At 61.9% G+C, this 23328-nt stretch carries 24 protein-coding genes and 2 pseudogenes; 3 read left to right on the forward strand and 23 right to left on the reverse strand.

The genetic code is table 11. From position 1 onward, the window contains the following. Positions 1 to 315: 315 nt before the first annotated feature. The 22 genes from AC1PQG_RS05265 to AC1PQG_RS05370 form a co-directional block, all read right to left on the reverse strand. The gene (locus AC1PQG_RS05265; RefSeq protein WP_481121581.1) at positions 316 to 1602 is read right to left on the reverse strand and encodes a type II secretion system protein GspD; all 1287 of its coding nucleotides are present in this window, start codon (positions 1600 to 1602) and stop codon (positions 316 to 318) included. 15 nt (positions 1603 to 1617) lie between these two features. Then, positions 1618 to 2727 (reverse strand): zonular occludens toxin domain-containing protein, encoded by a 1110-nt coding sequence (locus AC1PQG_RS05270; protein WP_481121582.1) that lies wholly within the window; start codon positions 2725 to 2727, stop codon positions 1618 to 1620. Continuing rightward, positions 2727 to 3023, reverse strand: a complete 297-nt coding sequence (locus AC1PQG_RS05275) for a DUF2523 family protein (protein WP_481121583.1) — start codon at positions 3021 to 3023, stop codon at positions 2727 to 2729. The genes AC1PQG_RS05270 and AC1PQG_RS05275 overlap by 1 nt, the downstream gene beginning before the upstream one ends. Before the next feature lies 1 nt (position 3024). Then, positions 3025 to 4659, reverse strand: coding sequence for a hypothetical protein (locus tag AC1PQG_RS05280; protein ID WP_481121584.1), 1635 nt, complete (start codon positions 4657 to 4659; stop codon positions 3025 to 3027). Between the two features lie 85 nt (positions 4660 to 4744). Next, positions 4745 to 4993 (reverse strand): hypothetical protein, encoded by a 249-nt coding sequence (locus AC1PQG_RS05285; RefSeq protein WP_481121585.1) that lies wholly within the window; start codon positions 4991 to 4993, stop codon positions 4745 to 4747. A gap of 52 nt (positions 4994 to 5045) precedes the next feature. Further along, entirely contained in the window at positions 5046 to 5345 is a 300-nt protein-coding gene (locus AC1PQG_RS05290; protein ID WP_481121586.1) for a hypothetical protein, read from the reverse strand. A gap of 262 nt (positions 5346 to 5607) precedes the next feature. Further along, a complete protein-coding gene (locus AC1PQG_RS05295; RefSeq protein ID WP_481121587.1) occupies positions 5608 to 5889 on the reverse strand; it encodes a hypothetical protein in 282 nt (93 codons plus the stop codon). A gap of 721 nt (positions 5890 to 6610) precedes the next feature. Further along, positions 6611 to 6856: a DUF2274 domain-containing protein gene (locus tag AC1PQG_RS05300; protein ID WP_481121588.1), complete on the reverse strand. Its 246-nt coding sequence runs from the start codon at positions 6854 to 6856 to the stop codon at positions 6611 to 6613. Continuing rightward, a complete protein-coding gene (locus tag AC1PQG_RS05305) occupies positions 6853 to 8130 on the reverse strand; it encodes a TraB/TrbI/VirB10 family type IV secretion system protein (RefSeq protein ID WP_481121589.1) in 1278 nt (425 codons plus the stop codon). The genes AC1PQG_RS05300 and AC1PQG_RS05305 overlap by 4 nt, the downstream gene beginning before the upstream one ends. A gap of 2 nt (positions 8131 to 8132) precedes the next feature. Then, positions 8133 to 9125 (reverse strand): P-type conjugative transfer protein TrbG, encoded by a 993-nt coding sequence (gene trbG, locus AC1PQG_RS05310; RefSeq protein WP_481121590.1) that lies wholly within the window; start codon positions 9123 to 9125, stop codon positions 8133 to 8135. Next, the gene (gene trbF / locus AC1PQG_RS05315; protein WP_481121591.1) at positions 9122 to 9823 is read right to left on the reverse strand and encodes a conjugal transfer protein TrbF; all 702 of its coding nucleotides are present in this window, start codon (positions 9821 to 9823) and stop codon (positions 9122 to 9124) included. The genes trbG and trbF overlap by 4 nt, the downstream gene beginning before the upstream one ends. Positions 9824 to 9835: 12 nt before the next feature. After that, entirely contained in the window at positions 9836 to 11221 is a 1386-nt protein-coding gene (trbL, locus tag AC1PQG_RS05320) for a P-type conjugative transfer protein TrbL (RefSeq protein ID WP_481121592.1), read from the reverse strand. Beyond that, positions 11218 to 11550 carry a hypothetical protein gene (locus tag AC1PQG_RS05325; RefSeq protein ID WP_481121593.1) on the reverse strand — a complete coding sequence of 111 codons (333 nt, stop codon included), beginning with the start codon at positions 11548 to 11550 and terminating at the stop codon, positions 11218 to 11220. The genes trbL and AC1PQG_RS05325 overlap by 4 nt, the downstream gene beginning before the upstream one ends. A 12-nt stretch (positions 11551 to 11562) precedes the next feature. Beyond that, a complete protein-coding gene (gene trbJ / locus AC1PQG_RS05330; protein ID WP_481121594.1) occupies positions 11563 to 12288 on the reverse strand; it encodes a P-type conjugative transfer protein TrbJ in 726 nt (241 codons plus the stop codon). Then, a complete protein-coding gene (trbE, locus tag AC1PQG_RS05335; protein WP_481121595.1) occupies positions 12285 to 14738 on the reverse strand; it encodes a conjugal transfer protein TrbE in 2454 nt (817 codons plus the stop codon). Before trbE ends, trbJ begins: the two co-directional genes overlap by 4 nt. 15 nt (positions 14739 to 14753) lie before the next feature. Continuing rightward, on the reverse strand, positions 14754 to 15026 hold the full coding sequence (locus AC1PQG_RS05340) for a VirB3 family type IV secretion system protein (RefSeq protein WP_003103993.1): 273 nt from the start codon (positions 15024 to 15026) through the stop codon (positions 14754 to 14756). After that, positions 15023 to 15397, reverse strand: a complete 375-nt coding sequence (locus AC1PQG_RS05345) for a TrbC/VirB2 family type IV secretion system protein (RefSeq protein ID WP_481122971.1) — start codon at positions 15395 to 15397, stop codon at positions 15023 to 15025. The genes AC1PQG_RS05340 and AC1PQG_RS05345 overlap by 4 nt, the downstream gene beginning before the upstream one ends. Positions 15398 to 15402: 5 nt before the next feature. Further along, positions 15403 to 16455, reverse strand: coding sequence for a P-type conjugative transfer ATPase TrbB (gene trbB / locus AC1PQG_RS05350; protein ID WP_481121596.1), 1053 nt, complete (start codon positions 16453 to 16455; stop codon positions 15403 to 15405). After that, positions 16452 to 16916: a CopG family transcriptional regulator gene (locus tag AC1PQG_RS05355; protein ID WP_481121597.1), complete on the reverse strand. Its 465-nt coding sequence runs from the start codon at positions 16914 to 16916 to the stop codon at positions 16452 to 16454. The genes trbB and AC1PQG_RS05355 overlap by 4 nt, the downstream gene beginning before the upstream one ends. Beyond that, positions 16913 to 18913, reverse strand: coding sequence for a conjugal transfer protein TraG (locus AC1PQG_RS05360; protein WP_481121598.1), 2001 nt, complete (start codon positions 18911 to 18913; stop codon positions 16913 to 16915). The genes AC1PQG_RS05355 and AC1PQG_RS05360 overlap by 4 nt, the downstream gene beginning before the upstream one ends. 235 nt (positions 18914 to 19148) lie before the next feature. Then, the gene (locus AC1PQG_RS05365) at positions 19149 to 19412 is read right to left on the reverse strand and encodes an EexN family lipoprotein (RefSeq protein WP_481121599.1); all 264 of its coding nucleotides are present in this window, start codon (positions 19410 to 19412) and stop codon (positions 19149 to 19151) included. Further along, positions 19409 to 20353 (reverse strand): LysR family transcriptional regulator, encoded by a 945-nt coding sequence (locus AC1PQG_RS05370; RefSeq protein WP_047128787.1) that lies wholly within the window; start codon positions 20351 to 20353, stop codon positions 19409 to 19411. Before AC1PQG_RS05370 ends, AC1PQG_RS05365 begins: the two co-directional genes overlap by 4 nt. 303 nt (positions 20354 to 20656) lie before the next feature. Here AC1PQG_RS05370 and AC1PQG_RS05375 point away from each other — a divergent pair. From AC1PQG_RS05375 to AC1PQG_RS05385, 3 genes and pseudogenes are all read left to right on the forward strand, one after another. Continuing rightward, positions 20657 to 20938: pseudogene (locus AC1PQG_RS05375) on the forward strand (TetR/AcrR family transcriptional regulator); the annotation flags it as partial. A gap of 6 nt (positions 20939 to 20944) precedes the next feature. Then, positions 20945 to 21292, forward strand: a pseudogene (locus AC1PQG_RS05380) (TetR-like C-terminal domain-containing protein); the annotation flags it as partial. Between the two features lie 39 nt (positions 21293 to 21331). Then, positions 21332 to 22450, forward strand: a complete 1119-nt coding sequence (locus tag AC1PQG_RS05385; RefSeq protein ID WP_481121600.1) for an FAD-dependent monooxygenase — start codon at positions 21332 to 21334, stop codon at positions 22448 to 22450. A gap of 66 nt (positions 22451 to 22516) precedes the next feature. Here the strand turns inward: AC1PQG_RS05385 and AC1PQG_RS05390 are convergent, their stop codons facing one another. Next, the gene (locus AC1PQG_RS05390) at positions 22517 to 23284 is read right to left on the reverse strand and encodes an SDR family NAD(P)-dependent oxidoreductase (RefSeq protein WP_481121601.1); all 768 of its coding nucleotides are present in this window, start codon (positions 23282 to 23284) and stop codon (positions 22517 to 22519) included. Positions 23285 to 23328: the final 44 nt, after the last annotated feature.

Below are 23328 nucleotides of genomic sequence, written 5' to 3' on the forward strand. Positions count from 1 at the left end.
GACGAGGAATTACGATCATTCCTATCATAAAGAACAACGGCCCCATAAGGGGCCATTGCCTGGAATTGCGTGGTGCCCGGAACGGGAATCGAACCCGTAGGCCGTGAGGCGGCGGATTTTAAGTCCTTATTGTATTCCTGCGCACTCATAAAATCAATGGGTTAGATTCGTTAAATTTTGCACACGGTGTTGCACATATAAATCTCTGTGCAGTCTCTGCACACGCGCCACACGCGCCCCGGCGGCGGGCGGGCAGGTATGTCCGTCCGTGCGCCGTAGCGCTATAGCGCGTTAGCGGGCGCTATACAGCGCCCGTTAGGCTTTCTCAATACTCAATAATACAACGATTTCAGATGACGAATCTTCGTTAGCATCAGTACCAAAAAAATGGAGACTTCTATCGGTATTCGTAGAGCGCTTAGAGTCTGATAAACCGCCGAGCAGCAGCATTTGACCAGGTGTGACAACAACGTCAGAAACGAATGACCTTTTCAGCTTGGTAGGCGTTTGCGCTAAACCCGTGTCCGTTTTAACGAATGAGGACACCTCCTGCGAGATTTTGAGACGTACAGAGTCAGCGAATACACGCGGCGAGATATTGAGCAGTACGCCAGCGTTTTGATAGCTGATGCTCTGTTGTGTCGAATTATTAGCGGTCACGATAGCGCCGAGAGTAGGTGTGTCACTACCGATATTAGCAGAGGCGCTAGACCCGTCAGCAGCACCGAGAACAGGCGCGGATAGCAGTTTAACGCGACTATCAGCAGCGAGCGAACCAACGACGGCAGACACGCTATTACCGGCAGATGAGAACGAAACGCTATTGCCAGCGGGTGCACTACCGATGTTTAGTTTCAGGCGGTCATTGAGTAGGGACATAGCGAGCGATAGGCCGGAGGCGTCGCTCCTGCTATTGCGCACCTCGAATACGTACGTGCGTACGAAAACCTGTTGGACGGGAATATCAATCTCGTCCAAAAATTTCTTGAATTGAGCTAATGCGAGTTTTTCACCTTTCACAACGAGTAACGAGGGGTCGCCATTCGTTTGTGAAAACGTTGTTGCACCCGTCGAAAAGTCAGCGCCCAGCGCACCGCCCTCCTTAGACGGTGTAACAGCAGGAGTCAGAGCCGGGCGAGCAACGCCACCGGAAAACGAAAAATGCAAAGAGGGAAATACGGAGAAATACGCGGACATTTCAGAAACGGCACGATAACGCGGTGCATAGATGAAAATGTCTCCCGCGTCAGCGTCGGCTTTCTTATCCGATTTTCTATCAACGATATACACGCCGCGAACGTCGCGCAATACGTAGCCTGACGCGTCCAGCACGTCGCGCAATACGTTGAGCAGGTCAGCAGGTTTAACGCCACTCAAATCAGCAGAAACCAGCGCATTATCAGCAGCAGCGCTAGACGTGAGAACGTAGGGTTTGCGGAGAATTTCACCAATAGTCCGATGAAGAAATTCGGCGAGCGGCAGGCCCGAGCCATACGTTTTGAACTCTGTAGCAGCCGGCAGCGGCGGCGGGAGTAACAGCGGCGGCGTAGCCGCATATGCACTAGTCGAGATAACGAATAGCGCGGGTAAAAATCGTTTCATAGTTGCCCCTGTTAGTTATTTAGGTAGAACAGACGCGCCAGGGCGTGTGCTCTGTGTATAGCTAACGTAAGTCGGGAGTTTATTAGTCCATGGGGTAACACGACTATCATCGGGCGCTATTGTTAAATAAACCTCGCCCCCCGCGCCGGTCGAATACGAGCCCGGCGTGAGGGTGCGATAGCGCCCGTTCTCATCAGCGACGATAAACACGGGCAGAGAGCCAACTTTATACGAAGCAACAACGCGCCAGGATTGCAAGCTAGTCGAAGCAGGAGCAGGGGCAGTAACAAGGGCGTTAGCAGGGCCTGTAGCAGGGCCTGTAGCAGGGGCAGTAGCAGGGGCAGTTACGGGGGTAGCAGCGGGAACGCCCTGCGGATGCGCTAGTTTAGAGAACGACGTATAGGCTAAATAAAGACAAAACGCCATTAGCGGCAGACCAAGTATTTTGCCGTATTTAAACAGGGGCGTATTGTAAATTGAACGGCGTTTGTCTGCGTCATCCGTAACGCCGCCTGAGTTCGCAGATTTATACAACGGAAAAATATCAGGGTCGTATTTTTCAGTGTAATGCGTGGTTGCGCGTCGATTGTTGCCGTCGTAGACGAAAACCTGAAACGTGTCAGAACGGCCCGTGATTTTCATTTTACGAAAAATGTACTGAGCCTCAATCAGCGGATGAATTTGTTTCGTTAGCTGCGATTTTGACTGCGTGAGCAGTGTAATTTCGATAGCGTTATGCGTTGCGGGGTCAGTGTAGTGACCGTGATAGGGGAAAAATTCGGCTTCGATTTCGTTAAGCGCTTGACCTGCGGGCCAATACCGCCAGGCTTCATCTAGCGCGAGATGATAACCAGGCTGAACAACAGCATCAGGGCATAGAGTAGAGTGATAGAGAAATTTTTTCTCTTTGAGCAGACGCTGTACATCCTCGGGCGTTCTAATAATGAGCAGTTTATTCAACTCATCGAGCGAGATTTTCAGATACGCAGCGATACCCGCAGGGTCAAGACCTGCGATATCAGTAACAGTGATAACGCCACGACGCAAAAAATGCATGAGGCGATATTTGACGCCGTAGTGAGATTTTCCAGAGCGAGGAGGGCCGCCGAGTAGTTGAATGGGCATTAGTTAATAAACGGAATGCGACGAATGAGAAAACGGGCAGTATAAGCAGAAAACAGATACGTCAAACCAAGCCCGCCTTGTGCGTAGTCAAAAAAATACCACGCGCCAGGGGGCATAAACGAAAACAATTCGGGCAAGCTCGCGGCATTAAACCAAGACGGAAGCAGAGATACGAGGATATCTATCAGAACAGTAACGCCGTACCACAAAACTGCGAGAACAGCCCATTTCACCGCGCCAGCGCCGAGCACATAGCGCAACAACCAGCCAAACGCCGATACTAAAATTCCCCACATATCACGCCCCCATTACGATAACGATTGCAGCAACAACGTATAGCAACTGGAGGGCGTTCTGCATAAACGATTTAATGGAGTCGGTCTCTAGCAGGTCGCACATAGCGTTACTATTAACATTAAGCCGCAAATTCCAGGCATTCCAGTTAAAAGCAAAGGCGGGGCACGTGGCAGTATGCGCCGGCAATTGGAATTCGGAAAACGGATTGAGTTTAGATTTTACAGAGTCCAAAAACGTACCCGGTTTAGCCGCGAGCGCAGCCGCTTGAGCTGCTGCGTCGGGCGCGTCTGTATCAGTATGTCCGTCGCTCTCAATTCTCATCGTGTCCGGAACAACAAACGAGGACTTGCAGTTAGAGCACGAAACTTCGCCTTCGATTTCGAGAACTTTAGGCCAGTTCGAGACAACGACTTGAGATAGCGCACTAGAGCTAGTGTTAGCGCCAATGCCAGATTTAACGCTGGTAGATGAACCAGAGGCGACAGGCGCAGCGGTCGGATTAGACGTAGTGACAGACGACGGCGATAACGTCGTAGTCGTTGTAGTCGTTGTTTGACTAGCAGAATCAGGCACAGATTGAGAAATAGAAACAGCGCCGGGCGTGCCCTGAGTCGAAATAGCAGGGCGAGTAACAGTAACGGATTTGCCCGTGTTAGGGTCAGTAGCGGTAATAGACGGCGGACTAGACGAGGTGCCGGGGGTAGCAGCTAAAAACATATTGTTTTTAGCACGCTGGCAATCAGGGTCGTATTTGTTATAGACCGGGTCGCCGTTATCTGAAAACGACAGACGACAGTAGCCGTCGGCGAGACTAGCACCGCCCGAACCGGCTTTCAGAACACAACTCGAAATGTTGTAATCGAAATACGACGTAGTAGAGTCGCAGTTAGCGGCAGTACCGGTAGAGCTACGCATCGTAACGCTAACAGCAGACGTGCCGCCCGACGTCCAGTTGTAGTTAGAGGACGTGAGAGTACCTAGGCCTGTACCGGTTTTAGTAACAAAACGGATGCAGGCACCGCCGGAGCCCATGTAGGTAGCAGATGCAGTATTGGTATCGCATTCAGGCGAACCAGAATAAGGGACAACGTAATACGCGTAATTGACGCTCACGCCGAAATACGTGTACATATAATCAGCAAAACGCGTTTGAAATTCTGTCCACTGAGCTGACGGAGTCAGGCTACCATTACACGTAGATTGATTAGCAACACACGCCGATTTATCAAACCAGAGGTAGGGGAGCCCTGTACCCGTTTTCCACGGTTGAAACAGAACAGGGCTAGTAGCCGTGACGCTCTGCGTACCGCCAGTGGCTAAATCGGGATTCGGGTCAGCGGCGAGCGGTTGAGTAGACGTGATAACAGTCGTTTTGCCTGTAGGACTAGCGCTATCGCTAGCAACGAGAATAGCAGCAACGACTGCAACACCAATTGCAACAAGACCGATGCCTGTAACCGCCGCGGCAGTACCTCCCGCATACGCAATAACACCGCCCGTGCCGGCTGCTGCGGCAGCAATAGCAGGTTCATACGTGATGAACTGTGCAAACATCGCGTTAGCACGCTGAACAGTAAAGAGCAGCGTTAGTGAGATAAGCAGTAGAGCTGCGAAACGACGGACGCGAGTAGTCATTAGCGATTAAAACCGTATATCAAAGCAAAAGCGCAGGCGATGCCATGAAAAAATAGCATCAGATTCCAAGCGTCAGCCGAGCTCATCAGTAGTCACCACGTTCAAAATCGTGAACGCCTGTAGACTCAACATCAAACGCACGTTCATAGTCATAGTCGTGGCCCTCGGGCAGGGCATCATCAGTGCTAGCGACAATACCCCTGACAATCTGATACGCACGCGTAGCTAACGTAATACCGAGCATCACAACTGAAACAGAACCAATAGCGATTAAAATCGTAGAGGCGTCGGGTATCAGCGAGGAGAAATCCGCGGTTATGGGAGAAATAGCCATTTAATAAACCTCCAAAAAAAGGGGAGGCCGAAGCCCCCCCCTTTGTAGGGGCTTAGCCCGCGCTCTTAGTCAGAGACTTAACGATGCGATAGGCCTTCACAGACAACGTGATACCCAGCGCAACACCGGCAACGGCCAGAATAGCGGTACCAATGGTGGTAGCGTCGGGAGTCAGAGTAGACAGGTCGCCGGCAGTGGGGCCAGCAGCAAACGCGGAGCCGACAGTAGCGGCAAGACCAGCAACAGCAGCAACAGATTTTTGAACGAACTTCATTTTGTTTTCCTTTATTTTTGTTTTAGTTGGATTTACAGGAAACCGTCCTGTTAGCGGTTTTTTCAGTGAATCAGGCACTACGAATAATCCCAAGCATTTCACCGAGAAACCTAGATAACCAGTATATAAACACCGTAACGCCGAACGCGGCAGTCCAGAATGACCCGGCGAGAGCATAGTCAAACGGTGCAGTTACAGAGTCAAAATAGCTAGCCTGCGATGCATCAACAACATACGCAGTTGTAGCGGTCGGTGCGGTACCCGCCGGGCAGGGCGAAACGGTCTCAGCGGCAGGAGCGCACACTAGAACGGTTTGAACAGAGCCGACAGACATAGCGAGTTAGACCGGTTGAAAATCACGAAACGCGACGCCAACGCGCTTATTACGAAAACCAGCGTCATTCACCACATAGAGTTCGTAATAGGTTTGAGCTGCGGTATAAACACCAGCAGCCAGAACCCGGTCTTCATCAAAATAGCGACGCTCATCAACAACAGAAACGGCCTCGGCTTGGTCGAGTTGAACAGCTTGAGTCCACATAGTTTTTCCGGACTTTGTTTGGCGCTTCTGCGCAGCCAGCACGCGAACAACAACGCGAGCATTGTTAGTAGTATCAGTCATAAAAAATCCCCTGTTAGTTTTGGAGCGCGGTTGAAATCGTCAGGGGCTAACGCAACTCGCCGCGCATAGTTATGCCTGTACCCCTATTTTTTTTATTGTCAGCTAATCGTATAGATACTGATTATTCAAAAAACGGGATATTTTTGAAAAAATATAAAAAATATTTTGTAGGGGCCAACGGCTGCGCCGTTTAAGAGCGCGAAGCGAGGGGATAGCGTTTTAAATAGGATGAATAACGGAAAGCGTTGAATTTATAACGTCAAAGTATAAACGTTATAATAATGGCGGTATTCGGTGTATTCATAACGGCACAAATAGCACGTTATAAACAGAGCGGTAAGCGGTGAATTGCTGACGCAACGCAATTTGCGCAATAGCGCAATACGAAACGCAGCGGGTAAAGCGTAGAGCTCAATTATACGAAATAGACGAAAAAGAGCAATGAAAAAGGTCCGCTGTCAAGTCTTTCATGCAGACATGTAGCGGAGCGAAAGGTCTTGTGGGGCAACAGGTTAGGCCAGATTCCGGCCGTTGCTTGCTCTTGCCGCTTTTTGAGCTAGGTGCCGCATAGGCGCTTCGCGGTGGTAAGCCTGGGGGCGGCACAGCGGGCAAGATCGCATGGTCATCATAGCCCCAGCGTGTCGCAATCCACCTCTCAAAGCGAAAGCGCAGCCCACGGGCTGCGCTTTCGTCATGGGCGATGGCGGATACGTCCGCATCGTCAGGGCTGTTTCGGTGGCGCGGCCCTGGGCGTCGCTCCTTTCCTGAATCCCCGATCCCCCGCCATGAACACCTCCAGCATGTGCGGGATCAGCGTCATGGCATCAACCGCCTCGCCGTAGGTCTGCGCATGCAGGGCGGCGTAGCGGTCGAGGTCGGCTTTCAGGCTGGCCGGGCAGGCAAAGGTCAGTTTGACGCTTTCGGTCTTGGGCAGCGGCCCAAGCCGCAGCTTCTTGGTCGTGCTCATTGCGAAGCTCCCCGATTGAAGAACAGTGGCTGGTACGGCCGCAGCACCAGATCCCGGTTGACGATGATTCGCACGGGCAGGCCAGGCCGCTCGGTCAGCGTCGGCTGGATGTTCATGTTGCGTCGGGTGATCTCCTGGCCGACCTGATTGATGCTGTCCTGGGCGCTGTCACGCCCGGCGATGACGATGCGGTTGCCGTCCTGGCGGTTCTCTGGCGCGGCCAGCTCTGCGCCGACGCCCAGCAGCGTCGTCAGCACCGCACCGGCAAAGATGCGGTTCCAGTGCCAGTCCACGTCATCCTCCAAGCCCGCGTAGCCGGCCGGGTCGGTGCCGACAAGGTTGTCGAGCGTCAGCGAGGACGTGTCGGGCAGGATGATCCGGTTCCACACCACCTGCACGCGGCTCTGTCCGTAGCTGACCTGGCTGTTGTAGCGCCCGAGGATGCGCGACCCCTGCGGAATCAGCAGGAACTTGCCGGTGGCTGTGTCATAGACCGGCTCCGTCACAGTGCCGATCACGTCGCCTGGCAAGTCCGACTTGATGCCTGTCACCAGCGCACCGGCGATCACCGTTCCGGCCATCACCTGATACGGCGACGCGGGCAGCGCCAGATTGCCGGAATTGCGGGTTTCCGTAGAACCGGCTTTCAGGAACGCCTCTTTCTGGTCTTGCTGGTTCTGCACGGCGGTCGGGTCGGCGGGCTGGGCCGCCGTCGAGGCAGGCCCAGCAGCGAGCGGATCGAAGGCCGCAAGCGTGCTTGCAGCCCCTGGCCCTGCCTGCGCGACCGTGGCGGCGGTCTGCCCTTGGCCGCCCGAGCGGAAGAACACCGACGAGGCCGCCGCCGCGTCCGCCTCCTTACGCAAGGCATCTTCGGGATCATGTCCTGGCGGCGAATAGCCCGGCGTCACCGGCTGCTGCGAGGCGACGATGGCCGGGCCAAGGTCGCCGGGCAACGGCGGCCCCAGCTCGGGCACATCGGGCGGCAAGGCTGGTGGCAGCTTCGAGTAGTCCGTCGGCAGCGCATCCAGCCCTTCGGACTTCGAGACGCGATCGACGTTGTAAAGCTCGGTTTGCTCGCCCGCACTGCGTCGCTGCGGTTGTAGCGACCAGATCGTGGCCCCAAGGACGGCGACCGACAGGCCGCCGACGAGGATGGCCAGCGTGCGCCGGTTCAGGCGAGTGACCGGGCGCGGCTGGGCGCGCAGCGCCACCGCTTCCGGCGCGACCTTGCCTGCCTGCGGCGTGGCGAGGTCGGGGGTGTCGTCCTGGCTCATGGTCAGTTCCTCCGTGCCACGCCGTCCGTGCGCTCAATTCGCACCACGTCGCCCTTGTCCCCGCCCAGGCGCAGTTCGGCGGCACCGAACAGCCGATCCACGATGTAGTACGGCGAGCGGAAACGGTAGTTGACCAGTTGCCCGTCGCCTTCCGGCCCGATCACGAAGAGCGGTGGCAGGTCGCCTTGCGCGATGCCGGCGGGAAACTGGATATAGACCTTCTGCCCGTCGTCGAAGGCGCGCAGCGGCTTCCACGGCGGGTTGCTACCGCTGACCGCGTAGCGGAAGCGCAGGTTTTCCAGCGACAAGCCGGAGTCCACCGGCGCGGCGGCGCTGGCCGCCTGCGCCTGGCGTTGCAAGGCCAGCATCCGGTCGCGCGGATACTCCCAAGAAGCCGACGCCATCCACGTCTTTTCCGTCGAAGCCAACTCCAGCAGGTACGTCCTGCGGTTGGTGGTGATGACGAGATTGGTCTTGAGGCCCGAGCGGATCGGCTTGACCAGCACATTGACCCGCAGGTCGGCACCGCTGCCGCTGGACGTATCGCCCACGATCCACCGCACGGTATCACCAGCGGCCACCGTCACCAGCTCCTCGCCCGGCTGGAGCGAAATCACGGTGACGCGGCCCACGGCTGCATAGACTTGGTAGAGCGCGCCATCGGTGAACGGCCATACCTGAATCGCGTTGACGTATCCCTCGCGCGTGGGTGCGATACGCGCCTCGGCATTGGCCCGTGAGACGCGCACCTTCTCGTCGGCTGGCTCCGGCGTGGGCTTGGCGTCCTCGGCTTCGGGCAATGGCTTCAACTGCGCCGGCATCGGCAGCACCTCGGGCACCGCCACCACCTCCACCTGCGCGGGTGGCTCGGGTAGCGGCTGGGCCTGCACCGGCTCATCGAGCGAGATGGTCGGCGGTGGCTTGCCCTGCGTGGCGCACCCCCCCAGGGCAAGGAAGATCACCTGCAAGGCGGATTTACGGAAAAGATCATTCATGGCTTGGCTCCTTCGGAAGAATCCAGTTCGCGGCTCCACGACAGGCCGTTGACGTAGATGCCCAGGGGGTTCTTGCGCAGGCGTTCTTCGGTGCGCGGCGGTTGGAGCACGATGGACACAACGGCCGTCCACCGCTCCAAGCCCGCCGCGGCGCCGTTGACGTAGCGGCGTTCCGTCCAGCGCACGTTGAAAGACGTGTCGCTGGCGCGCACGACGCTGTTGATCTGCACCGTCACCGACTCCTTGCCAATGCGCGCGAACGGGTCGTTGACCCGCGCGTAGTCGTTGAGCAAGGCCGCGCCCTTGTCGGTCGTGTAGTCGTAGGCGTCCAGCCAGTTTTGGCGGACAACGATGGGGTCGATGGACAGTGAGCGCACCATCGTCACGAAGCGCGCGATGTGGTGCGCCTGCTGCGCATCGGTGGGGCGGTACGGCGTGGCGGCTTCGCCCACGGCGCGCACGTGCTCCGTGTCCACCTCGACCACCCAGGGCGTCACGATGGACTGGCCCGAGAGCCAGACCAGGCCACCGGCCTCCAGCAGCGACAGCACCAGCAGTCCAAAAGCCATCAGGCGCCAGTTCTTCGTCTGCACTCGCGGCGAGCCGATACGTTCGTCCCACACCTGGCCGGCAGCTTGGTACGGCGTGGCAGGCTGCGGCGTGTCGGCGTAGCGCACCTGCGGTTTCTTGAATCGCATGGTCAGTTCTCCTTATGAATCGGAATCGCGCAGGCTCGGCCCCTGGCCGGAGCCGCCGCCATCGCCACCGCGCAGCGCGTGGGCGGTGGTGGTCGCGGCGTGGGTGAGTTGCTGGCGGCGATGCAGGCGCTTGGCCCAAGCGGGCTGTTCCTGTGGCTGCGCCGTAGCGGCCCCGGATGCAGCCTCGCCTGCGGCACCCCGAGCGGATGCCGCACCCGCGCCGCCAGCGGCAGCAGCGCCATTCCAGCCAGCGCGGAAGGGAGCGGCCATGCGTTGCCCGGCAGCGGAAGCGCGGGATGCAGCGCCTCGCCCGGCTGCCTGCGCGCCGGTCTTGGCGACGTTGCCCAGGCCCGCCATCGCGCCCTTTGCGCCGCCGCCAGCGGCGGCGGAACCGGCCTGGAACGCCGACTTCGCACTGCTGGCCGCCGACGTGGCGGCGCGTGCACCGCTACCGGCCAGCTTGGCGGCAGCCGGGGCCATGCGCGCACCAGCAGCCACGGCGCCACCCACGCCCGTCGCGGCGGCGCCGATGGCGACGGCCGTGCCGGCAGCGCCGACAGCAGCACCGGCCATTGCGCCAGCGCCGAGCTGCGGCGCACCGGAGACGAGGCCCGTGGCGATGCCGGGGCCGAAGATCCCGAGCGCCAGCAAGGTGAGCGAGGCCAGCATGATGACCAGCGCGTGGTCAATAGACGGCTCGGCGGGATGGACTTGGAACTGAGCGAACAAGCCCGAGCCGATGCCGACGATCACGGCCAGCACCAGAACCTTGACGCCGGAGGCCACCACGTTGCCCAAGACCTTTTCGGCGAGGAACGCGGTCTTGTTCCAGAGCGCGAATGGCACCAGCACGAATCCGGCGAGCGTGGTCAGCTTGAACTCGATCAGCGTGATGAACAGTTGGATCGCCAGCACGAAGAAGCACAAGACCACGACCAGCCAAGCGAGGAACATCACCACGATGGGGTCGAGGTTCACGAACACTTCGGGAAAGCCCGCCATCTCGCCGATCTGCTCCAGAATCGGCGCCCCAGCGTCGATGCCGGTTTTCGCCAGCCGGCCCGGCTGCAAGAAGTTCTCCATCGTGATGGCCGAGCCGGTGGCAGTGATGCCCAATCCCGCAAACGAGCGGAACACGATGCTGGCCAGCCAGTTGAAGTTATTGATGATGTAGGCGAAGGCACCGACGTAGAGCACCTTGCGCAGCAGCTTGGCGATCACGTCCTCGCCCTGGCCGGTGGCATGGCTCATGGCCCAATACAGGCCGGCGATCGTCATGTCGATGACGATCAACGTGGCCGTTAGGAACGCCACTTCGCCCCGCAGCAGCCCGAAACCCGAGTCGATGTAGGCGGCGAAGGTGTTGAGGAACTGGTCGATGATGGTCACGTCATTCACGGCGTGTCCTCCGGTTCGGCGGGAAGGGCTGGCGCCATGCCATCGGCCGGTTCCTCGAAGCTCGGCGGGATCGGCGGCAGGTCGGCCAGCGTCTGGTATTCATCCGGCCCGGCCTCGCCGGAAAAGAAGCGACGCCGGAAGGCTTCAGCGGCGGCGCGGCAAGCGTCCTCGCCCGTGGCCTGCCGGTCGGCCGCGCATTGCGCGCGCAATGCCTTGAGCCGCACGGGATCGGCGGCCAGGGCATCGGCAAGGTTGTCGGCCGGCTGCTTGCCGCAAGCGGCCAACAGCACGACAAGCACCACAACTGACGGGGCGAGGACGCATCGCATGGCGGCCTCCCGTCAGTTGCCGTAGAAGTTCACGGACTGCGGCGTGTACGGCGTGCCTTCGCCCAGGAAACGCCGCCGCACTTCGCGGGCGCGCTCCGTGGCCGCCGCCTGCCGCGCCAGCTCCAGCGACGCCGCCCGGTCTTGCGTGATCTGGAGCCGCTGCGACTGGATGGATTGCTTGGCCTGCAAGGCCAGCAACTGATTCATGGCCTGCATCGCCTGCAACGCACCTTCGGCCGACTGGCTCTTGCCCACGAGGTCGGCCAGCACGCTTTCGTCTTCGCCCAGGTTCTGCGACACCTGCGCCTGCATCTGCATGGTGGTCTGCAAGCCGTTGAGCGTGTTCCGCCAACGCTCCTGTGCGTCGCGGTACATCTGGTCGCCGCTGACGGTGGCGGCGTACTGCTCGGGGTACAGGCGCGCGAAGTCCCGATCGAGGTTCGTCACGTCGTAGGCCAAGCCTCGGGCCTGCGCGATCAGCCGCTCGGTCGTCGCCAGGTTGGCACGCAACTGGTTCACCACGCTGGACGGCAGGCTGGCGAGGTTGCGCGCCTGGTTCATCAGCATCTGCGCTTCGTTCTGAAGCTGCTGGATCTGGTTGTTGATCTGCTCCAGCGTGCGGATCGCGGTCAGCGTGTTCTGCACGAGGTTGGTGGGATCGACCACGACCCATTGCGCATGGGCGGTGGCGGTGCACAGCATGGCCGCAATGGCAATGGCGACAAGGCGCTTCTTCATGGCAGGTTCTCCAGGGGTTGGTCAGCGAGGGAACCCGGCGCGAGGCCGGGGAACGAGGGCAGCAGGTCGGCCGCCCAATCGAGGCCGTGATGGCGCAGCCAGGCACCCGCGAAGCCGGGCACGCCGGCGTCCAGCAGCACGCGGTCGATGTCGCGCTGGTCTTGCGGCGTGGAAGCGCCCGCAAAGGCCAGCGCAGCCGGCCCCAGGTCGAGGTCGAACAAGCGGTTGCCGAGGCGGGATTGGTAGTAGTAGTCGCGCTTGGGCTGCGCGGTGGCGACGATTTCGATCTGCCGCCTGTTAAGGCCGAAGCCCTCGTAGATCGTGCGAATCTGCGGCTCGGTCGCCTGTGGGTTGGGCAAGAAAATCCGACTCGCGCAGCTCTCGATGATCGCGGGCGCGATGCTCGAATCCTTGATGTCGGCGAGGCTCTGCGTGGCGAAGATGACGCTGACGTTCCTCTTGCGCAGTGTCTTGAGCCATTGGCGGATACGCGCGGCAAACACCGGGTCATCGAGGAACAGCCACGCTTCATCGAGGATTAGCAGCGTGGGCGCCCCGTCGAAGCGTTCATCGAAACGCGCAAAGAGGTAATGCAACACGGCCATGACGGCGGCCTTGCTGTGCATCAGCTCCTCCATCTCGAAGCACTGCACGTCGGCCATGCCCAGTCGGTCGTGGTCGGCGTCCAGCAGCTTGCCGTGGGCGCCACCCAGCACATAGGGCGACAGCGCCTGCCGCAGCGTGTTCGATTGCAGCAGCACGGAAAGTCCCGTCATCGTGCGCTGCTCCACCGGCGCACCGGCGAGACTTCCCAGCGCCGACCAGATAGCCGCCTTCTCGTCGGGGCCGACCGCCACGCCTTCGTGCAGCAAGCGGCCTTCGATCCATTCGGCGGCCCAGGTGCGGTAGCCCTCGCGGTCGATGCGCGCGAGTGGCTGGAAGGCGATTTCGCCATCCGTGCCCAGGTCGTAGTTTTCGCCACCCAGGCCGAGGATGGTGGCCCGCATGGAGCGGCCCATGTCGAAGGCGAAGATGCGCGAGCCGCGATAGCGGCGGAACTGCATCGCCAGCGTGGCGAGCAAGACCGACTTGCCCATGCCGGTCGGCCCCGCAACCAGTGTGTGGCCCACGTCGCCGATGTGCGTCACCAGCCGGAACGGCGTGGCGCCGTCGGTGCGTGTCACGATCAGCGGGGGGCCGTCGAGGTGTTCGTTCTTCTCTGGCCCAGCCCATACCGCCGACACCGGCATCATGTGCGCCAGATTCAGCGTCGAGACGATGGGCTGGCGCACGTTGGCGTAAGCATTGCCGGGGATCGAGGACAGCCAGGCATCCACGGCATTGAGCGTTTCAGGGATGGTGACGAAGCCCCGACCCTGGATGACGCGCTCCACCATGCGCAGCTTCTCGTCTGCGACGGCGGCGTCCTCGTCCATGACGGTGACGGTCGCCGTCAGATAGCCGAAGGCGACTTGATCGCTGCCCAACTCCTGCAAGGCAGCATCCGCGTCCGCCGCCTTGTTGTTGGCGTCGGTATCGACCAGCGGGCTTTCCTGCTGGAAGATCGTTTCGCGCAGCAGCGCGATGACGTTCTTGCGCTTGGCGAACCACTGGCGGCGCAGGCGTGAAAGTTCTTTTTCCGCCTCGGCTTTGTCGAGGCAGAGAAAGCGCGTGCTCCAGCGGTACGCAAAACCGAGGCGGTTGAGGTCGTCCAGAATCCCCGGCCAGGTCGAGGTCGGGAAGCCCCGCACCGACACCACGCGCAGGTGCTGGTCGCCCAGCATCGGCGCCAAGCCGCCGACCAGCGCCGAATCGGTCAGCAGCGCGTCGAGGTAGAACGGCACTTCGGGCACGCCGATGCGGTAGCGTCGCGTCGAGATGGTCGCGTGCAGGTAGGTCAGCGTCTGCGCGTCATCGAGCCAGTCAATTTCCGGCATCACGCCATCGAGCAGGTCGAAGACGCGATCCGTCTCGGCGACGAAGGCTTGCAGCCGCTCGCTCCAGTCCACGCCATTCGTCGGCGTGTTCTCGTAGAGCATCTTGGCTGCACGGGCACGGGATTCTTCCGGCGGCAGGTAAAGCAGCGTCAGGTGATAGCCGCTCTCGAAGTGATTGCCCGATTCCTCGAAGGCGGCCCGGCGTTCTTCCTCCACCACCCACGAAAGCGGCTCGGGAAACTCCGAGTGCGGATAATCGGCCGCAGGCCGGCGCTCGGCTTCGATGAATAGCGCCCAACCCGATCCCATGCGTCGCAGCGCGTTGTTCAACCGCGCCGACGTGGCGATCAGCTCGCCTTGCGTCGCGCTGTCGAGGTCAGGCCCGCGAAACCGGGCCGTGCGCTGGAAACTGCCGTCCTTGTTCAAGACGACGCCCGGCGCGACCAGCCCGGCCCAGGGCAGCCAGTCGGCAAGCAAGGCCGGGCGCTGGCGGTATTCGGCGAGGTTCAGCATCGCGGCGTCCTCCCCTCACACGTCCAGCAGCGGGCGGTGCTTGATGTGCCGGGCGAAGACCTGCATGAACTGCGGATCGACGCGCGCACCCCACACCGCCAGCGAATGGCCGACGATCCAGAGCACAACGCCGGGAATCCACAGTTGCAGGCCCAGGCCGACAGCGGCGGCCAGCGTGCCGTTGGCGATCGCCACGGTGCGCGGCGCACCGCCCAGCAGAATCGGCTCGGTCAGCGAGCGATGCAGCGGAACCTCGAAGCCGTCCGCGAAGGTGTCCGGGGCACTCATACGACGGCCCCGCCGGAGAAGCTGAAGAACGACAGGAAGAAGCTCGAAGCCGCGAAGGCGATGGACAGACCGAAGACAATCTGGATCAGCTTGCGGAATCCGCCGGACGTGTCGCCGAAGGCGAGCGCGAGGCCCGTGGCGATGATGATGATGACCGCGACGATGCGCGCCACCGGCCCCTGGATGGATTCGAGGATGGATTGCAGCGGGCCTTCCCACGGCATCGAGGAACCGGCGGCCTGCGCGGTTCCGGCCAGGAACAACAGCAGCGCGGCCAGCAGCAGCCCTTGCCTCGCACGGCGGGCCAGGCAGCGCAGCCGCGCAAGACGCAAAGCCGGATTTGCAGAAAAACGGAAGACAGGAATGGTCATCTGCGTCATGGCAGTTCTCCAAGTGAGTCAGGGGATGGGGAAGTCGCCGCAGCGGGTGCGGCATCGGGACGTGGCGGCAGCTCGGGAAACGGCGTTTCCAGCGCGTCCGCCAGTTGGTAGCCCACGCCGTCGAAACCGACGACGCGGGCGATGCTCTCGATGCGGCGCTTGCGCCCGCGTCCGGCAATGTGGATCACCACGTTGACCGCCTCGGCGATCAGCGCACGGGGCGGATTCACCGCCACTTCGAGAATCAGTTGCTCCAGGCGCAGCAGCGCGCCGAGCGCGGAGCCGGCATGGATCGTGGCGATGCCGCCTGGATGGCCTGTGCCCCACACCTTGATGAGATCCAGTGCCTCGGCGCCGCGCACCTCGCCAACGACGACGCGATCAGGCCGCAGGCGCATGGACGAGCGCACCAGCTCGGTCATCGACACCACGCCTGCGCGGGTGCGCAGGGGAACGTGGTCGCGGGCTGCGCATTGCAGCTCCACCGTGTCTTCGAGCACCAGCACGCGGTCGCCCGTGGCGGCGATCTCGGCCAGCAGCGCGTTGGCCAAGGTCGTCTTTCCGCTGCTGGTGGCGCCGGCGATCAAGACGTTCTGCCGCTCGCGCACGGCGCGAACGAGAAAGCCCGCTTGCGCGCTGGTCATCATCCCGTCGATGACGTACCGCTCCAGCGGAATCACGCCGATGGCGCGCTTGCGCAGCGCGAAGGCCGGCCCCGGCGCTGCCGGCGGCAAGATGCCCTCAAAGCGTTCGCCCGTTTCGGGCAACTCGGCGGACAGCAGCGGCTGGCCACGATGGACTTCTGCGCCAACGTGGGCCGCGACCAGGCGGATGATTCGCTCGCCGTCCGCCTCGGGCAGTTCCAGGCCCATCGGCGCTCGTCCACTGGAAAGCCGATCCACCCAAAGGGTGCGATCAGGATTCAGCATTACCTCCACCACGTCCGGGTCTTCGAGCGCGGCGGCGATCAGCGGCCCCATCGCCGTGCGCAGCATCTGGATGCGGCGGTCGAGTGACGTGGCACTCATGGACTGCGGAACGGCGCTCATGACGCACGCTCCTGCGCTTGCGAGGCTGCCGCCGCGTCTTCCATCCGCATCGGGTCGGGATGCAGTTCCTCCACCACGTCGCGCACTAGGCTGCGGCCCCGCAGCAGGTGGCGGCCAAGCTGCTGGGTGAACTGCTCGAAGCGCGCTTTGCCCTGCGCGCGTGCCGCGTCTTGGTGCGCCTCGGGAACCGGCGTGCTCACGGTCAGGTAGTAGCGGATGAACAGCGCCAGCGTTTCGATGGCGATGTTCTGGTCGCGCTCCATGCGCTCGGCCTGGCGCGACAGGCGATCAAGCCGCTTGGCAATGGCCGCCTCGCGCTGGTCGGCGGCATCGGGCGACAGCCACGATGCGAGCGCCGCCGCGACGATGGACGACTTGGACACGCCTTTCTTGGCGGCCAGCTCATCGAGCCGCTTGGCGTGCTCCGGCTGGATGAACAGGTTGAGGCGGTAGTGGCTCATAGCTCGATTCCGTCGTTGGGGTTCAGCGATGCCAGCCGGGCCGTGCGCTGCATGGCCGGATCAAGCTGGCGCGGAAGGGGAAGTGGCAGGTCGTCGTCGTCATCGAGCAGCCCAAGGTCGGCCGCAGGCGCGGTCAGCTCGGCGTCGTAGGCGACGGTTTCGGAGAGTTCGGGCTGACGGCGTGGGCCGCCGTCATCGGCGGAACCCAGGCCATCAGCGGATGCCGCGGCCGGTGCGGTGGGCACGGCGGGAATCGCCAACCCGCTCCAGTCGTCGGGCCGCAATGGCGGTGCGTCGGCGTACTGCCCGCCCGCCAGCGCAGGCGGTGGCAGCACGCGACGCTTGAAATTGGCGTCCGCGTAGTAGCGCAGCTTCTTGGCCTTGATCGGCGCCACGCTGGACACCATCACCACCGCCTCGTCGGGCGGAAGCTGCATGACTTCGCCCGGCGTCAGCAGCGGGCGCGCGGTTTCCTGGCGCGACACCATCAGGTGTCCAAGCCACGGCGCCAGCCGGTGGCCCGCGTAGTTGCGCTGCGCGCGCAGCTCGGTGGCCGTGCCCAGCGTCTCGGAGATCCGTTTGGCGGTGCGCTCATCGTTGGTGGCGAACGTCACGCGCACATGGCAGTTGTCGAGGATGGAGTGGTTCTGCCCATACGCCTTGTCGATTTGGTTGAGCGACTGCGCGATGAGGAAGCTGCGGATGCCGTAGCCCGCCATGAAGGCCAGCGCCGTCTCGAAGAAGTCCAGGCGCCCCAGCGCCGGAAACTCATCGAGCATCAGCAGCAGCTTGTGGCGACGCTCGATGCCATCGGAGCCATCGAGCGATTCGGTAAGGCGCCGCCCGATCTGGTTGAGGATCAGGCGGATCAGCGGCTTGGTGCGGCTGATGTCCGAAGGCGGCACCACCAGGTACAGCGATACCGGATGCGCTGCGGCGATCAAGTCGGCGATGCGCCAGTCGCAGCGCGACGTGACTTCGGCCACCGTGGGATCGCGGTACAAGCCAAGGAAGGACATGGCCGTGGAGAGCACGCCCGACCGCTCGTTGTCCGACTTGTTGAGCACTTCCCGCGCAGCGGATGCGACAACCGGGTGCGGTGCATCGCCCAGGTGCTTTGTCGTCATCATCCGGTGCAGCGTCAGCTCGAACGGGCTGGCTGGGTCGCTGAGGAAGTTGGCGACGCCGCGCAGCGTCTTGTCTTCGCCTGCGTAGAGCACATGCAGGATGGCCCCGACCAGCAGCGCGTGGCTGGTCTTTTCCCAATGGTTGCGCTTCTCCAGCGCACCTTCGGGATCGACCAGGATATCCGCGATGTTCTGCACGTCGCGCACTTCATGCGCGCCGCGCCGAACTTCCAGCAGCGGGTTGTAGGCCGCCGACTTCGCATCGGTCGGGTTGAACAGCAGGCAGTGGCTGAACCGGCTACGCCAGCCGGCAGTGATCTGCCAGTTCTCGCCCTTGATGTCGTGGATGACGGCCGAGGCTGGCCAGGACAGCAGCGTCGGCACTACCAGACCCACGCCTTTGCCCGAACGTGTGGGCGCGAACGTCAGGACGTGTTCCGGGCCTTCGTGACGCAGGTACTGACGGTCGTACTGGCCGAGGAACACGCCAGCCGGTTGCGTCAGGCCCGCCCTGCGAATGTCATCCGCGTTCGCCCAACGGGCCGAGCCGTAAGTCGTGACCAAGCGCGACTGCCGCGAGCGCCAGATCGACATGCCGATTGCGACCACTACTGCCAGCAGGCCGCTGCCGCCCGCGATGGCGCCGCCGGTATCGAACACGCGCGGCGCATACGCATCGAAGACGAACCACCACTCGAACAGCTTCCACGGGTGGTAGATGGGTGTGCCAAGAAGATCGAACCATGGCGAGCCGAGGCGTACTTGATAGCCAAGGGCCGCTGCTGTCCATTGTGTGGCGCCCCACACGCCGGCGATCACGATGCCGAACACTACGGCGATCTGACCAAACAGCACGTTCGTCCCTTGCATGACCTGGCCTCCGATCTCTCCTGCGCTGATTCCTCATGGAAGAAACGGCACAAGGACGTGCCGCAGGCGTCAGGATCGGTGCCGGGTCAGTGCCGGTCAAAGACCGTTATCGGCAGAAAAGTCGAGCAAAAAGAAAGAATTCGCGCGGGGTCGGGCCAAAGAAAAACGCCGCAAGCGATGGCGCATTGCGGCGTGTCTAGCGAAGAACGAAGGATTCGTAGCGAATCGCCAGCGATCAGAACTTGGGCGGATTCTCTGGCGGTGTGTAGGGCGTTGTGCCGTCACCGTAGAAGCGCTTGCGCGTTGCCTCGGCTACCCGATTGCACAGAACGTCACCCAACTTGGAGCGATCGGTCTTGCACTGTTGGCGCAACTCCTTCAACCGTGTCGGATCGGCAGCCAGTTCCTCCACGGTCGGGATGTCGGCCTGCTTGGGCGTTTCTGATTGGCCGCAGGCAGTCAAAAACGCGGCCAGCAGGAGCAGTATGGTCTTGTTCATGGCTCTGTTTCCTCCGAGAGGTAAGGATCATTGCCCGGCGCGGGCCTGACGGCCTTGGGGGACTCGATGGCCTGCACGCGCTCGATGAAGCGAGCCAGCACTTGCGATGGCTCGCCTGCCGGGTACAGCAGGTACGTCGTGAGTACCGGCGACCGGCCGGCCAGCGGCCGTGCGACAACGCCGGGTTCCCGACTGGTCGCAATGTGCGAGGCACCGCTCAGTCCCACGGCGAGGCCAGCCGACACCAGCGCCATCATCAGGTCGGATGATGCCACCCGCTCGGCAATCAGTGGCTCCATGCTCGACCGTCGCAACACCCGCTCGACCTGGCGCGCATGGCCCTCGCACGCCGGTGCGTCGCATACCACCAGCGGAAAGCGCATGAGTTCTTCCAACGGAATACGCTTATGGATCAGCAGCGAATGGCGCGCTGGCACGGCCACCATCAGCGGGTCGCTCCAAACAGGTAAGGCGGTAATACCGTCACCGACCTCCTCGGACTGCGCGAATCCCAAATCGTACAGATCATCGTTCAAGCCCTTGATCTGCTGCGACAGCGGAACCTCGAAGAAGCGGATCTCGACCTCGGGTTCTTCCTCCCGACATAGCGCGAGCAGCGCCGGCAGGCGCGAGGGCGTAATGCCGTCCGACAAGGCGATGCGCAGTTGTCGGTGGAAACCATTGGCGGCAGCCTTCACGCTGTCGCGGGCCTGCTGCAGGGCGGCGAACACGCGACGCACATGTTCCAGAAACAACGTGCCCGCGTGGGTCAGCCGCGTGCTGCGCGTGGTACGCACGAACAGTTGCGTCCCCAGTTCTTCTTCGAGTTCTTTGATGGCCCTCGACAAGGGCGATTGCTCGATGTGCAGCCGCTCAGCGGCCCGCGCGAAGTGAAGTTCTTCGGCTACAGCCAAGAAGCAGCGGAGATGTCGTAGCTCCATTTATTCGTTCTCCTTTATTAACTCCTCTTTCGGGCATCACCATCGAGATTGACGATGTAATAATCCTAGCCTATAAATACTCACAGTGTCTATTTGATCGAAACAGCCGTTCTCCGCCGGGGTCAAGGGCGATTTCCGTCACCTGAGCCAGCACTGATGGAGCCAGATCCACTTCGCACCTTCATGTCCGGTCAGTCGATGGCGCCGGGCATGTTCTCGTCCATCCCTACGCCCGCCTCGGCCGGCGGTTAGACACTTTCAAAGAGTGTCCTCGGATGCAAAGTCGATAGCCAGAACAGACAAATGAAACCTGGAAAGAAGACCGGTACGCCGGCAAAAAATGCCAAGCCCAAAGGCCGAAGCCGCCTTTCTATCGGCGCTGTCCGCAGCCCCGAAAGCACCGAGGCGATCCTGACGGCCGCGGAAGACATCCTGGAAGAAAACGGCTACAAGGCGTTCACCCTGGATGCGGTGGTCGCCCGTGCCGGGGCGAGCAAACCCACCATCTACCGCTGGTGGGGCAGCAAGGCGGCGCTGATCCGAGAGGTATATGAGCGCTCCGGCGAAGCATCCCTCGTCGTTCCCGATACTGGGAGCCTGGAACAGGATCTCAAGGCGCATCTAGGCTCTCTATGGCGCTGGTGGGCCACCACCCGTTCCGGTGAAGCGCTGCGCAGCTTCATCACCGAAATCCAGTTGAACCCGGAGTCCCTGCAGGAATTCCGCGAAACCTTCCTTCCTCGTCGCGAACGAACCTTGCGCAACATCTTCGCCCGTGCCGTCGAGCGGGGAGAGATCGAGGATTCTGCGTTGGTCGAAGCAGCCGTGGCGATGTTGACCGGCATGTCTTGGCTGCACCTGTTCACGAACAACCTCCAGGCAAGCCGGAGCATTGACGATGCGGTCTTGATCGTGACGAAGGGGCTTCGCGCTTGCTGACCAGATCCAAAAGGTGAACTTCATGGACATTCGCACGCTATGAGCGCTCCGCACCCGGAAATCACCATCGTCGGCGCGTCGCTCGCCGGCCTCACCCTGGCGCTCGCCTGCGTGGCGAGGGGCGTGCCGGTGCATGTCGTCGAGCGCTCCACCGGGCACATGCACGGCGGCGACAGCCTAAGCATCGACCTGACCGCCATTGCGACCGCCGTGGGCCATGATCCGCGAACGCATCCGGTCTTGCCCGTGGTGCCTGCCTACCGTGAACTGACCACCTGGCCGGCGCTGTACGCCTGGCTGCGAGAGCGGGCGATCGCCACACCAGGCATTGTCCTCGAAGAAGGCAAGACCGTCGCCTCTGTCACCGATTTGGGCGATCGAGCGCGCATCAACTTTGCCGACGGCAGCGAACGGGTCGCCGCAGCAGTGATCGGCGCGGACGGTTATCGCAGCATCGTGCGCCGGGCGATCGCCCCGGAAGCCCCATTCGCCCGTTACGCCGGCTACCTGGTGTGGCGCGGGCTGGTCGAGGAACGCACGCTGGCGCGCCCAGTCCCCTGGCCGTCGGATGGCGGACTGTGGATCGAATTCATGGGTGGCTACAGACTGGTCGCCGCAACGCTCCCTGGCCGTGACGGCTCGGTGGAACCTGGGCGGCGCCAAGTCACCTTCGCCTGGTTCGACGTGCATCGGGACGAACTGCTGCGCCGCAGCGGCTGCCTGACCGCCGACGACGAGATCGTGGGGACGCTTGGGCGTGGGATGATCGACGAAGTGGTCAGGGAGGAACTAGCGACGCTGGCGCCGCGATTCTGGCCAGCGGAATGGGCGGAGGCGGTAACGGCCGGGGTGCGCTCGACCGAAGTGCTGAGCGGCGCGCCGATCGCCGAGTACATGCCGCCTCGCCTGGCGCATGGCGCATTGGCCATCGTCGGCGATGCGGCCCACGTCGTCTCGCCGATGACCGGGCGCGGCTACCTGACCGGCGTGGAAGATGCCACGTTGCTGGCCGGAACGCTGGCCGACCGGCCGGCAGCAGAACCCATTGCCGCCGCGCTGGCCCGCTACGGGACGGCGCGATTGCCGTTCGTGCGCGGGCTGGTCGCCCATTCGAGCCGGATCAGCGCCGAGTATCGCCGCTATGCGGCGGCGAAGTGACCGGCGCGCCCCTCCATGGACGGCGATGGCATCGCCGCCCGTTTCGATCCGAGGCGGCCGCCGTCTTCAGACGGCGGTCACCCCGCCATCGGCCACCAGTTCGGCCCCGGTCAGATAGCTCGACTCGTCCGAGGCCAGGAACAAGGCCAGGTTGGCGATTTCCGAGGGCTCCGCAAGCCGGCCGAGCGGGATGCTGCCCATGATCATCTTGGCGAGATCCTCGTGGTCGGCCAGATCCGCCTCGATCATCGGCGTTCTGACCCCGCCCGGATGGATCGAATTCACTCGGATGTTGAACCGGCCATAGTGATAGGCCACGTGCTTGGTCATCGAACGCACGCCGCCCTTGGCCGCGGTATAGGCGAAGGGGCCACCGCTGCCGGCCATGGCGGCAATCGACGATACGTTGATGATCGAGCCGCGGCCGGCATTTTTCATCGCCGGGATCGCGTACTTCATGCCCAAGAAGACGCTCTTGAGGTCGATGTCGATGACGCGGTTCCAGTCGTCCTCGTCGGTCGTCTCCGGAGTGCTCTCCTGGATCGGCTTCCTGTCGGCGGCCCCGGCGTTGTTGATGAGGACATCGACCCGGCCGAACTCAGCGATCGCGCGCTCCACGACGGTCTTCCAATCGGCGGCCGAAGCGACGTTGTGGCCGACGGCGATCGCCCGGCCGCCCGCGGCGGCGATGTCCGCGACCACGGCTTCCACGCCGGACAGTTGGATGTCGGTGGCCACCACCAGCCCGCCCTCGCGAGCGAACAGCTTCGCCGTACTTGCGCCGATGCCGCTGGCCGCACCCGTGATGACAACCACTTTATCCTGCAGTCTCATGGTCACACCTCGTTGCTCTAGGTTGGAAAACATCGCGCCGGCAA

The sequence above is a fragment of the Zoogloea sp. GDB6 genome, assembly GCF_056724105.1.